The organism is Streptomyces sp. NPDC096079 (assembly GCF_040303145.1).
GTDB lineage: Bacteria > Actinomycetota > Actinomycetes > Streptomycetales > Streptomycetaceae > Streptomyces.
On the sequence record NZ_JBEOST010000011.1, the window covers coordinates 89,620 to 101,461 of the forward strand.

Sequence of the window (11,842 nt, forward strand, 5' to 3'; positions counted from 1 at the left end):
GCCCTCACGGCGTGACCCCCCGGCCCGGGTGTGCGGCCATCCGAGTGGATGGTCGCCACCCGGGCCGTGTGCTGTCCGTACAACCGGATCTGAATCCTTACGGTGCCGAGTGACCGACAGGCCCGTCCCTTCGTTCCCCCGGACGGGGGAAGGCGAGTATCGGATCCGACATCGAGGTGTACGCGATGGCCCCACCGGACAACGACGTGCTCTGGGCGCGTTCTCTGCACTGCGCCCTGGGCGGTTCGGACGCGCTCAGCGGCGTCTCGCTCGGCGTCCGCGAGGGAGAGATCCTCGCCGTCGTCGGCCCCCGCGGCAGCGGCAAGACCACCCTCCTGCGCTGCCTCTCCGGCCAGCTCGTCGCCCAGCAGGGCGAGGTCTGGTTCAACAGCGGCCCCGTGCACACCCTGGGCCCCGCCCAGCGCGAACGGCTCCGGCGCGACCGCTTCGGCTGGATCGACCCCGAGCCCGGCCTCGTCCCCGAACTCACCGGCTGGGAGAACGCCGCCCTGCCGCTGCTGCTGCGCGGCACCTCCCACCGGGCCGCGAAGACCACCGCCCTGGAGTGGCTGGAGCGCCTCGACATCGGCGGCTGCGCCCGCAAGCGGCCGGGCGCCCTCACCCAGTCCCAGCGGCAGCGGATCGCGACCGCCCGCGCCCTGGTCACCACCCCGTCGGTGCTCTTCGCCGACGAACCCACCGCCACCCTCCACCGGGCCGACGGCGCCCAGGTCCTGCGCACCCTGACGGCCGCGGCGCGCTCGCACGGCATCACCGTGCTCCTCGCCACCCACGACGGCGAGGTCGCCGCGCTCGCCGACCGCACCGTCGCCCTCCTCGACGGACGCCGGGTCGGCACCGTACCTCCGGCGTCAGGGGCGGAGGGCGTCGCCGCGTGCTCGCTCTCCGTCTAGCCCGCGGGACCCACCCCCTCGTCCTCACGCGGCGGCTGCTCGTCGCCGCCGCGGCCGCGGGGGTGGGCTTCCTCCTGCTCTGCACCCTGGGATACGCCGTCGGGCACCCGGAGCGGTCCTCCGCCTCGGTGCTCCGGCTCCTCTGGTGCGTCCTGCCGCTCGCCGCCACCGTCCAGTTCGCCGTCGCGGTGGCCCGCACCGACCCCAGCACCCGGCCGCGCCCCGGGCTCTCCGCCGTCGGCCTCGGCCCCGCCCGGCTCACCGCGGTCGCCGCCGCCTCGACGGCCGTGGCCTGCACGCTCGGCTCCGTGGTCGCGCTCCTGTTCTATCTGCACCTGCGCGGCGACATCACGGGCCTGCCCTTCGACGGGGCGGCCGCCGGTCTCCTCGCCGCCGACCAGCCGATCCCGCTGGCCGCCGCCCTCACCCTGCTCGCCGTGCTCCCGGTCGCCGCCGCCACGGCCGCCGGACTGGCACTGCGCCCCCGCACCGCGCCGGCCGCGCCCGAGAGCGCCGCGACGTCGATGCCGTCCGGGCTGCCCTGGGGCGTCGCGCTCGTCGCGGTCGGCCTCGCGATCGAGACGTACGCGGCACAGAGCGGCGCCGGCAGCGGCCTCCCCCTGCCGGGGGGCTTCGACGGCAACCCGGCGGGCGTCCTCGTCGGCTGGGTCCTCACCGCGGCGGGCCTCGCCCTGGCCGGCCCGGGCCTCGCCCACGGCTGCGGCCGGCTCCTCCAGGCCGTCCGGCCGGGCGCCGTCCGGCTGCTCGCGGGCCGTGTCCTGATGGACGAGGCCCGCCGCATCGGCCGCCCGCTCGGCGTGGTCAGCGCAGTGATCTCCGGCACCCTCGCGGCGGCCGCCCTGTACGACGCGGACACCGGCTCCGACGCCTTCGGCCCGCTCACCGGCCTCGGCGCGGCCCTCATCCTGGCCTGCACCACCGCCACGCTGCTGACCGCCGCGCTGGAGTCCAAGCAGGGCCGCGCCCACACCACCGAGGCGCTCCTGCGCATCGGGGCCCCGCCCACCGTCCTGCGCACGGCTGCCCTGCTGCGGACCGGCGCGCTGCTCGCCGTCTTCCTCCCGCTGACCTGGGCGATCGGCGAACTGGCGGCCCTGCCCCTGACGGCCTGAGCCGCCCGCACGAGGGGCCGCCCGAACGGGCGGCCCCTATCGTGGGCCCATGGCGACGCTTCCCCCGGCACACCGCCCACCCGGACCGCGCGGGCACGGACGCGAGATCCACACGCTCGCCGCGTTCGACGCCGCCGTCGCCCGCCCCGGCTCGCTCGCGGGCCACCGGATCCAGTCCGTCGACCTCACCGACCGGACCTTCGCCCTGCTCACCGCGGTCACGCGCGAGGCCGTCTTCCTCGGCTGCCGGATGGAACCGGAGGCCGCCGCCAAGGTCCGCGCCGACGGCGCGCTCGTCTTCCCACCCGTCCCCGAACTGCCCTTCGACCCCTACCGGGCCCGGCTCTACACCCCCGAGGAGCTCTTCGAGGGGATCGCCGGGACCGGGTACGAGTCCACGCCCGACTTCCTCGCGTACGCGTGGTTCGGCCGCACCAGGTCCGACGGCGACATCCTCTCCTCGATGCTCCGCTCCCTCCACGACGACGCCGTCTCCGACGCCCTCGACGAACACCTCGCCAAGGCCCCGGTCGTCGGCGTCATGGGCGGGCACGCGATGGGCCGGGGCACCGAGGCGTACGCGGGCGCGGCCCGGCTCGGCAGGTCCCTGGCCCGCGCCGGGCTGACCGTGGCGACCGGCGGCGGACCGGGCGCGATGGAGGCCGCCAACCTCGGCGCGTACCTGGCGCCGCACCCCGACGAGGCCCTCGCCGAGGCCCTCGGCCTCCTCGCCGGGGCCCCGTCGTTCACCCCCTCGGTGACGGACTGGGCCCGCGCGGCCTTCGCGGTACGGGCGCGGTGGCCGGACGGCGGGGACTCGGTCGGCATCCCCACCTGGTTCTACGGCCACGAGCCGCCGAACCCCTTCGCCGCCCACATCGCCAAGTACTTCGCCAACGCCACCCGGGAGGACGGCCTCCTGGCCCGCTCGACGGCCGGTGTCGTGTTCCTCCCCGGGGCGGCGGGCACGGTCCAGGAGATCTTCGACAACGCGACCCCGAACTACTACGCCTCCCCGGGCGCCTCCACCCCGATGGTGCTGGTGGACCGCGCCCACTGGACCACCCGGCTCCCCGCCTGGCCCCTCCTCGGTGCCCTCGCCGCCGACCGTCCGATGGCGGCCCGGATCGCCCTGGTGGACTCGATCGACGAGGCCCCGTCGGCGCTGGCGCGACTCGGGGCGTAGCGGGGCTCCGCCGTGCGGCGGAGCCGGTGGCGACCAGGGGCCGACGCGAGCGGTCGCCCGGCGGCGGGACGCTCGGGCCATGACACCGACTCCGGCCGTGACTCCGGCTGTGACACCGAAGAGACTCCTGGCCGCGTGGCCGTCCTGGGCCGGCCGTGCCGCGCTCGTCTGGTCGCTGCTGTACGCGGCGGGCGCGGCGCTCGCCGCCCTCACGGGCCCCGCCTTCGGCTACGCGCTGCTGGCCAAGGGCACCGGGACGGGAGCGGAGACGGGCGCGGCGGTGCTGTACGGGGCCGCCGCCGTCCTCGCGTACGCGCTGCTCCGCCGCCCCGGCGTCCGCCGGCTGTCGACGGCGGCCTGGGCGGTCGTCGCGCTCTGCCTGACCTCCGGCTTCCCCGCCCTCCTCAGCCCCATCCGTCTGCTGTTCTTCCTGTCCCGGAACCAGGAACCGGTCGACTGGGCCACCCTGGTGAACCAGTCGCTCGCCGTCCTCGGCGCGGTGCTCTGGGGCCGCGCGGCGCTCGCGCACCGCCGCCGGGCGCTCGGCACGTGCCCGTACTGCGGCGGGCGCGGCCACGCCGCCGCCCCCGGCGGGCAGACCACACGCGCCGGGCTCGTCGCCGTCGCCGCCCTCGTCCCGTACACCGCCCTCAAGACCGCCTGGGCCCTGGGCGTCACCCCCGGCTACACGGGAGCCGGGCGACCCGGCGCCGACCCCGAGTACACCAGCGACCTGGGGCTCTGGCTGTACGACCACGGCGTCGACGTCACCGCCGTCCTGGCCCTCGTCGGCATGGCCCTCGCGCTGGCGCTGACCCGTCCGTGGGGCCGGCGGCTGCCCCGGCTGCCGCTGCTCGCGCTCGGCTGGGCCGGGGCGGGCGCGCTCGCCCCGTTCGGCGCGTTCCTGGCCGCGTTCGGCCTGCTGGCCTGGACGGGAGTGATCGACACGGGCATCGCGGACCACGCCCCCTGGGTCGTCGCCGTCGCCTACGGAGGCTTCTGCGGCTACGGGCTCGCGCTCGCCCGGGCCACCCGCGCGTACCAGCGGGCGACCCGTACGGCGTGCGGGCACTGTCAGCCGCTCACTTCCGCCAGTAGAGGTGGTGCGTGACGGTGCCGCCCGGGCTGGGCACCACGTCACGGTGGAAGCGGTCGAGGAGGTCGTCGGGCGAGTCCCAGAACCGCACCCCCGCCCCGAGTTTCACCGGCGAGACCGCGACGTGCAGGGTGTCGACGAGGTCGGCGTCGAGGAACTCCCGGATCGTGGTGGCGCCGCCGCCGAGACGGACGTCCTTCCCCTGCGCCGCCTCCTTCGCCCTCGCGAGGGCGGTGGCCGGGTCGGCGTCGACGAAGTGGAACGTGGTGTCGGAGAGCGTGAACGAGGGGCGCGGATGGTGGGTCAGGACGAACACCGGCGTGTGGAACGGCGGCTCGTCGCCCCACCAGCCGCGCCACTCCTCGTCCTGCCAGGGCCCGCGCTGCGGCCCGAACTTGTTCCGGCCCATGATCTCGGCACCGATGTTCCGGGCGAAGTCCCGCGTGAAGTAGTCGTCGAGGCCCCGGCTGCCCCCGGGGTCGGTGCGGTTGGGCCAGCTCGCCGTGGCCCCCGCCCACGAGAACATCGTCCCCGGGTCCGCGTGCCCGAACGGCCGCTCCAGGCTCTGACCCTCCCCCGTACCGAATCCGTCGGACGAGACCATGAAGTTCTGCACTCTGAGCAACTGGTCCATGACTGTTCCTCCCGCGTGGTCGGCGAAGACGCCGGGTCTCCGTACGAACAGGAGACTCCCCCGACCCGGGAAACTCATCGCAACCGCTACGGGGTGTCGTCCCCCAGCACCACCACGTCCTCCACCCGGAACTCCACCCCGACCCGCGCGCCCTCCTCCGGCGCCTCCCGGAGCGGCAGCTCGGCCTCAAGGGCCGGGCCCTCGGCCGGCCGGAGCCGAACGACGACGTGGCTGCCCCGGAAGGTCCGGGACTCCACCGTCCAGACCGGGCCGCCCTCCGCCACCAGCCGCACCCCGCCCGGACGGACGAGGAGCCGCCGCTCGCCCTCCGGCGAACCGTCCGGGACCGGGACCTTCCCCCACACGGTCTGCGCGCCGCCGCCCGTCACCCGCGCCGCCACCACGTTGTCGAAGCCGAGGAACCGGGCCACGAACTCCGACGCGGGCCGCCGCCACACGTCCACCGGTGTCCCCGACTGGGCGATCCGCCCGTCCCGCATGACCACGACCCGGTCGGCGAGCGCGAAGGCCTCGCCCTGGTCGTGGGTGACGGCGAGGACCGTCGTCCCGAGCCGCCCGAAGAGCTGCCGCAGCTCCACCACGAGCCGCTCCCGCAGCCCCCGGTCGAGCTGGCCGAGCGGCTCGTCCAGCATCAGCAGCCGGGGCCGGGGCGCGAGCGCGCGGGCCAGCGCCACCCGCTGCTGCTCGCCGCCGGAGAGCGCGGCGACGGACCGCCGCTCGGCCCCGGGGAGGCCGACGAGGTCGAGCAGCTCCCGCACCCGCTCCGCCCGCTCGTCCTTCCGGGCTCCGCGCATCCGGAGCCCGAAGGCGACGTTCCCGGCGACGTCCCGCTGCGGGAACAGCTGGTGGTCCTGGAACATCAGGCCGACGCCCCGCCGGTGCACCGGCACCCCCGCCTGGTCGGCGCCGCCGAGCAGGACCCGGCCCCGGTCGAGCGCCTGGAGCCCGGCGACGGACCGCAGCATCGTGGACTTGCCGCTGCCGCTGGGGCCGAGCACGCACACGATCTCGTGCTCGGCGACCTCCAGGTCGACGGCGTCCAGCACGGCCCGCTCCCCGAACCGTACGGTCGCGTCCTCGATCGAAAGCATCAGAACTCCCCGGAGGTCCGGTCGGTGCGGAGCCGTTCGAGCAGCAGCAGGGACACCGCGCACACCACCATCAGAATCGTCGAGAGGGCCATCGCCTGGCCGTAGTTGAGCTCGCCGGGCCGGCCGAGCAGCCGGGCCACCGCCACCGGCAGCGTCGGGCTGTCGGGCCGGGCGATGAAGACGGTCGCCCCGAACTCGCCCAGCGACACCGCGAACGCGAACCCGGCCGCGATGAGCAGCGCCCGCCGCACCAGCGGCAGGTCCACCTCCCGCCAGGCCCGCCACGGCGAGGCGCCGAGCACGGCCGCCGCCTCCCGCAGCCGCTCGTCCACCGCGCGCAGCACCGGCAGCATCGTCCGTACGACGAAGGGCACGCCGACCAGGGCCTGCGCGAGCGGTACGAGGATCCAGCTGGCCCGCAGGTCGAACGGCGGCTCGTCGAGCGTGATGAGGAAGCCGAAGCCGACGGTGACGGCGGAGACCCCGAGCGGCAGCATCAGGAGCGCGTCGAAACCCCGGGTGAGGCGTCCGGCCCGCCGGGTGAGGGCCGCCGCCGCGAGGCCGCCGATCAGCACCGCGAGGGCGGTGGCGGCCACCGCGTACCGCAGGGAGTTCCCGATCGCCTCCAGCGGCGGGACGAGGAAGGTCCCGGACTCGTCGAGCGAGCCGAGCGCCCGGTAGTAGCCGAGTCCGTAGCCGTGCGGCCCGGCGAAGGAGCGCTCCACGAGCACGCCCAGCGGCAGCAGGATCAGCAGCGCGACGGAGAGGAGCACCCCCGCGAGCAGCGCCCACTGCCCCGCGCCGCGCGGCCGGCGCGCGGTCGACTCGGGCGCCACGAGCCGCAGCGCGGTCTCCCGCCGCCGCACCGTCCAGGCGTGCACCCCGAGGATCGCGCCGACGGCCACGAACTGGACGAGGGTGAGGACCGCCGCCGTGGACAGGTCGAGCAGCCGGGCGGTCTGCCGGTAGATCTCGGCCTCCAGCGTGGAGTACGCGTCCCCGCCGAGGATCTGCACGACACCGAAGGAGGTGAAGGTGAAGAGGAAGACCATGAGCGCGGCCGCCGCCACCGACGGCGCGAGCGCGGGCAGCGTCACCGTCCGCCAGGCCCGCAGGCGCGAGGCGCCGAGGACCCGGGCGGCCTCCTCCTGACGCGGGTCGAGCTGCGACCAGAGGCCGCCGACGGTCCGGACGACGACGGCGTAGTTGAAGAAGACGTGCGCGAGGAGGATCGCCCACACGCCGGTGTCGAGCCGCAGCCCCCACAGCTCGTCGGTGAGCCCGTTCCGTCCGACGAGTGCCAGGAACGCCGTGCCGACGAGGACGGTCGGCAGCACGAACGGCACCGTGACGACGGCCCGCAGCACGCCCTTGCCGGGGAAGTCGAAGCGGGCGAAGACGTACGCCCCGGGCAGCGCGACCAGAAGGGTCAGGCCGGTGGAGGCGAGCGCCTGCCACACGGTGAAGCCGAGGACGTCGAGGATGTCCGGCCGGGTCAGCGTCTCGCCGATCCGGCCGAACCGCCAGGCGCCGTCGGGCCGCAGCCCCCGGTCCACGATGGACACGACGGGCCAGGCGAAGAACACCCCGAAGAACGCGACGGGCAGGACCATGAGCCCCAGCCGCGTCGCGCTCCCCTTGAGGTCGCGGGTCGCCCCGGGACGGGTCACTTCAGGACGAGCGACGACCACTGCTGGATCCACGGGTCACGCTTCTCGGCGATCTTCTCGGGCGCCATGGTCTCCGGCTTGTCGATCACGACGCCGTGCTTCGTGAACAGCTCGGGCAGGGCCGCGTCCTTCGCCACCGGGTTGACGAACATCTGGAGCGGCATGTCCTCCTGGAACTTCTTGGAGATCAGGAAGTCGATCAGCGCCTTGCCGCCCTCGGGGTTCTTCGCGCCGTTCAGCAGGCCGGCGAACTCGGTCTGCCGGAAGCAGGTGCCGGTGGAGACCCCGGTGGGCGCCACCTTCGGCTGCGGCTCGCCGTAGAGCACCTCGACGGGCGGGCTGGAGGCGTACGACACGACCAGCGGCCGGTCGCCCTTGGCCTGCTTGCCGCCGGCCGAGCCGGAGAACTCCTGGTTGTAGGCGAGCTCCCAGCTGTCGACGGTCTTCACGCCGTTGGCCTTGAGCTTCGTCCAGTAGTCCTGCCAGCCGTCGTCGCCGTACTTCGCGGCCGTCCCGAGGAGGAAGCCGAGACCCGGGGAGGACCGCTCGGGGTTCTCCACGACCAGCAGGTCCTTGTACGCGGGCTTCGCGAGGTCGTCGAAGGTCACCGGCGGCGCCAGCTTCTTGTCGGCGAAGTACTTCTTGTCGTAGTTGACGCAGATGTCGCCGGAGTCGATCGGGGTGACCCGGTGCTCCTTGTCGAGCTGGTACGCGGCCGGGACCCGGTCCAGGCCCTTCGCCTCGTACGGGACGAAGATGCCGTTGTCGAGGGCGCGGGACAGCAGCGTGTTGTCGACGCCGAAGAAGACGTCGCCCTGCGGGGAGCCCTTGGTCAGGATCTCCTTGTTGACGGCCTCGCCGGCGTCGCCGCTCTTAAGGATCTTGACCGTGAACCCGGTCTGCTTCGTGAAGTCGGCGAGCACCTCCTTGGAGGCGTTGAACGAGTCGTGGCTCACCAGCGTGACGGTCTTCGGCGCCGGCCGGTCGGTCTTGCCGGCCGCGCTCCCGCCCTCGTCGGTGCCGCACGCGGCGAGGCAGGTGACGCCGAGCGCCGCGACGAGCGCGACGGCGGCGGTCTTCTTGATGCTCACTGGATTTCCTCCTGGGCATGACCAGGAAGAGACGCGGCCCTGCCCACGTCCGGCGGACGCGGGCAGGGCGCAACAGCTTGAGTTACGACCGAACTTCCTACCCAGAATGACCTGGGCGAGGTTCAGAGGGTCTGCGGTCTACGGTTACCGCACTCTCAGCGCTGTGGCGCTCCCCTGTCGGAATATGGAGATGTGTTCGACCTCAGACTACAAGGTCAGCGTTCGGCGGCCGCCAGCTGTCCACAGGCACCGTCGATCTCCTGGCCCCGGGTGTCCCGCACGGTCACCGGGACGCCGTGCCGGGCGATCGCCTCGACGAAGGCCTTCTCGTCCTCCGGCCGCGAGGCCGTCCACTTCGAACCGGGCGTCGGGTTCAGCGGGATCAGGTTGACGTGCACCCGCTTGCCCTTGAGCAGCCTGCCGAGCAGGTCACCACGCCAGGCCTGGTCGTTGATGTCCCGGATGAGGGCGTACTCGATGGAGATCCGGCGCCCGGACTTCTCCGCGTACTCCCAGGCCGCGTCGAGGACCTCCCGCACCTTCCAGCGCGTGTTGACCGGCACGAGGGTGTCGCGCAGCTCGTCGTCGGGGGCGTGCAGCGAGACGGCGAGACGGCACTTGAAGCCCTCGTCGGCGAAGCGCAGCATCGCCGGCACGAGACCGACGGTGGAGACGGTGATGCCGCGCTGCGAGAGGCCGAGGCCGTCCGGCTCGGGGTCCGTGAGCCGGCGGATGGAGCCGACGACCCGCTTGTAGTTGGCGAGCGGCTCGCCCATGCCCATGAACACGATGTTGGACAGCCGCGCCGGTCCTCCGGGCACCTCGCCGTCGCGCAGGGCCCGCATGCCGTCGACGATCTGGTGCACGATCTCGGCGGTCGACAGGTTCCGGTCGAGACCCGCCTGCCCGGTCGCGCAGAACGGGCAGTTCATCCCGCAGCCGGCCTGCGAGGAGATGCACATGGTCACCCGGTCCGGGTAGCGCATGAGCACCGACTCCACGAGCGTGCCGTCGTGCAGCCGCCACAGGGTCTTGCGGGTGGTGTCGTCGTCGCACGAGATGTGCCGCACCACGGACATCAGGTCGGGCAGCAGCTCCCCGGCCAGCTTCTCCCGCGAGGCGGCCGGGATGTCGGTCCACTCGGCGGGGTCGTGCGCGTACCGCGCGAAGTAGTGCGTGGACAGCTGCTTGGCGCGGAACGGCTTCTCGCCGATCGCGGCGACGGCCTCCTTCCGCTCGGCGGGCGTGAGGTCGGCCAGGTGCCGCGGCGGCTTCTTGGCTCCGCGGGGGGCGACGAAAGTGAGTTCTCCGGGCTTGGGCATGGTGCTACCAGTGTCGCAGACGGAAGCCGGTGCCCCGGGGCCCGAAGCCACGCCGGGGGTTCACTCGTCACCGGCCGGGGCCGCGACGGGGACCGTGTGCGCGTGGGAGGCCGCCGCCGCTCCGTAGGCGCCGGGTCCGGCCCGGCGGCGACGGGCCCGGACGGCCAGCGCCGACAGCAGCATGCCCGCTCCGGACGCGATCGCGAGCAGCAGGCACGCGCCGGACAGGCCCGCCGCCAGGGCCTGTGCCGTCCCCTCCCCCGCGGAACGCCGGGACTCCCCGACCGTCGTGTTCACGGTCGCCACGGCCGCCGTGAACGCGGCCGCGCCGATGTAGCGCGCCATGTTCGAGATGCCCGAGGCCGCTCCGACGTCGTCGGGCGACACCGTCGACGTGGACGCCGAGCTCGCCGGACCGTTGACGAGCCCGAGCCCGGCGGCCATGAGGACGAGCGGCAGGACGAACGCCCCGTACTTCCAGTCGCCCTCGACGAACACCAGCAGCGCGCAGCCGGCCGTCGCCGCCGCGAAGCCGGCCGCGATCACGGGTCCGATGCCGAGCCGTTGGACCAGACGGGGGACGAGCGGTGTGACGGCGATCAGTCCCACCGTCGCGGGCAGAGTGGCCAAACCCGCCTCGAACGGGCTCAGCGCGAGGGTGGCGGGGTTCTGGAAGTAGAGGCTGACCAGGTACATCAGACCGTTGATCACGCCCGCGCTCAGCAGGATCCCGACCGTCGCCCCGATCAGCACGCGGTCCTTCAGGAGCCGCAGGTCGATCAGCGGTGCCTCCACCCGCCGCTCCACCGCGACGAAGCCCACGCCCGCCGCCAGCGCGATCGCGAAGCAGCCCAGCACCCGGGCCGACGTCCAGCCCCAGTCGGCCCCCTCGCTGAGCGCGAGCAGCGCCGGGGCCAGGACGGCGGCGACCAGCACGGTGCCCGCGAAGTCGATCGAGCGGCTGCGCCCGGGATCGCGGGACTCGGCGACGCCCCTGAGCGTGACGGGCACGCAGGCGAGCGCGATCGCCGCGTCGATCCAGAACAGGCCCTGCCATCCCGTGCCGTCCACCAGTACGCCGCCGACGAGCGGCCCGGCCGCGGCACCCACCGCCGACGCGCCGCCCCACAGCGTCACCGCCCGGACCTGCCCGTCCCCGGAGCTGGACACCGACAGCAGGCTCATTCCGCAGGCCAGGATCGTGGCCCCGGAGGCCCCCTGGATCGCCCGGCCCGCGATCACCCCGGCTCCGCTGGAGGACAGCGCGATGAGCACGCACGAGGCGATGAAGAGCCCCAGGCCGCCGAGGAAGACCAGCCGGCGTCCGAAGACGTCGCCCAGAGCTCCCGAGGTGACGATCACCGCTGCACCGACCAGCGAGTACCCGGTGACGGCCCACTGGAGGACGTCCAGTGACGTGCCGGTGTCCTCGCTGATCGCCGGGAGCAGGATGCTCACCGCCGAGGTGTTCGCGTTGACGACCAGGGTCGAGACGCAGGTCGCGATCAGTACGGGAAGGGGCGCCGACCGGCCTGCGTCTCCGGCTCGCGCCCCGTGTTCCTGGGCATCCACAGGGGCAGGTTCACACGGACGGCCCCGCCCCGCAGCCCGGGCCGTCGCCCCCACGGCCCATGCGAAGGGCCCCCGGGCCGCACCTCGGGTGCGGGCCGGGGGCCCTTCGCGT

10 protein-coding genes are annotated in these 11,842 nt (G+C 74.2%); 4 read left to right on the plus strand and 6 right to left on the minus strand.

The window, feature by feature from the left end:
- The first annotated feature begins 185 nt into the window (after window positions 1-185).
- The 4 genes from ABTY59_RS22550 (at window position 186) to ABTY59_RS22565 (ending at window position 4,344) form a co-directional block, all read left to right on the plus strand.
- Window positions 186-914: an ABC transporter ATP-binding protein gene (locus ABTY59_RS22550; RefSeq protein ID WP_352020812.1), complete on the plus strand. Its 729-nt coding sequence runs from the start codon at window positions 186-188 to the stop codon at window positions 912-914.
- Complete coding sequence (locus ABTY59_RS22555; protein ID WP_352020813.1) at window positions 896-2,047, plus strand: hypothetical protein; 1,152 nt, start codon at window positions 896-898, stop codon at window positions 2,045-2,047. The genes ABTY59_RS22550 and ABTY59_RS22555 overlap by 19 nt, the downstream gene beginning before the upstream one ends.
- A 49-nt stretch (window positions 2,048-2,096) precedes the next feature.
- Window positions 2,097-3,233, plus strand: a complete 1,137-nt coding sequence (locus ABTY59_RS22560; RefSeq protein WP_352020814.1) for an LOG family protein — start codon at window positions 2,097-2,099, stop codon at window positions 3,231-3,233.
- Window positions 3,234-3,342: 109 nt separating this feature from the next.
- Window positions 3,343-4,344 carry a hypothetical protein gene (locus ABTY59_RS22565; protein WP_352020815.1) on the plus strand — a complete coding sequence of 334 codons (1,002 nt, stop codon included), beginning with the start codon at window positions 3,343-3,345 and terminating at the stop codon, window positions 4,342-4,344.
- On the opposite strand, the gene ABTY59_RS22570 is transcribed toward ABTY59_RS22565, so the two are convergent.
- The 6 genes from ABTY59_RS22570 to ABTY59_RS22595 all read right to left on the minus strand — a co-directional run bounded on the left by ABTY59_RS22570 (window position 4,316) and on the right by ABTY59_RS22595 (window position 11,730).
- Entirely contained in the window at window positions 4,316-4,963 is a 648-nt protein-coding gene (locus tag ABTY59_RS22570; RefSeq protein WP_352020816.1) for a dihydrofolate reductase family protein, read from the minus strand. The genes ABTY59_RS22565 and ABTY59_RS22570 overlap by 29 nt on opposite strands.
- Before the next feature lie 86 nt (window positions 4,964-5,049).
- Window positions 5,050-6,075, minus strand: coding sequence for an ABC transporter ATP-binding protein (locus tag ABTY59_RS22575; RefSeq protein ID WP_352020817.1), 1,026 nt, complete (start codon window positions 6,073-6,075; stop codon window positions 5,050-5,052).
- Window positions 6,075-7,688 carry an ABC transporter permease gene (locus ABTY59_RS22580; RefSeq protein WP_352020939.1) on the minus strand — a complete coding sequence of 538 codons (1,614 nt, stop codon included), beginning with the start codon at window positions 7,686-7,688 and terminating at the stop codon, window positions 6,075-6,077. The genes ABTY59_RS22575 and ABTY59_RS22580 overlap by 1 nt, the downstream gene beginning before the upstream one ends.
- A gap of 53 nt (window positions 7,689-7,741) precedes the next feature.
- Window positions 7,742-8,836, minus strand: a complete 1,095-nt coding sequence (locus ABTY59_RS22585) for a thiamine ABC transporter substrate-binding protein (RefSeq protein ID WP_352020818.1) — start codon at window positions 8,834-8,836, stop codon at window positions 7,742-7,744.
- Window positions 8,837-9,051: 215 nt separating this feature from the next.
- Complete coding sequence (gene rlmN, locus ABTY59_RS22590) at window positions 9,052-10,158, minus strand: dual-specificity RNA methyltransferase RlmN (RefSeq protein WP_352020819.1); 1,107 nt, start codon at window positions 10,156-10,158, stop codon at window positions 9,052-9,054.
- A 60-nt stretch (window positions 10,159-10,218) separates the two neighbouring features.
- Window positions 10,219-11,730 (minus strand): MFS transporter, encoded by a 1,512-nt coding sequence (locus ABTY59_RS22595; RefSeq protein ID WP_352020820.1) that lies wholly within the window; start codon window positions 11,728-11,730, stop codon window positions 10,219-10,221.
- Window positions 11,731-11,842: the final 112 nt, after the last annotated feature.

Excerpts from the sequence above, each read along its gene's own strand:
- ABTY59_RS22550 (WP_352020812.1), top strand. The coding sequence starts at position 186 with ATGGCCCCACCGGACAACGACGTGCTCTGGGCGCGTTCTCTGCACTGC.
- ABTY59_RS22560 (WP_352020814.1), top strand. The coding sequence starts at position 2,097 with ATGGCGACGCTTCCCCCGGCACACCGCCCACCCGGACCGCGCGGGCAC.
- ABTY59_RS22570 (WP_352020816.1), bottom strand. The coding sequence starts at position 4,963 with ATGGACCAGTTGCTCAGAGTGCAGAACTTCATGGTCTCGTCCGACGGA.
- ABTY59_RS22575 (WP_352020817.1), bottom strand. The coding sequence starts at position 6,075 with ATGCTTTCGATCGAGGACGCGACCGTACGGTTCGGGGAGCGGGCCGTG.
- ABTY59_RS22580 (WP_352020939.1), bottom strand. The coding sequence starts at position 7,688 with ATGGTCCTGCCCGTCGCGTTCTTCGGGGTGTTCTTCGCCTGGCCCGTC.
- rlmN (WP_352020819.1), bottom strand. The coding sequence starts at position 10,158 with ATGCCCAAGCCCGGAGAACTCACTTTCGTCGCCCCCCGCGGAGCCAAG.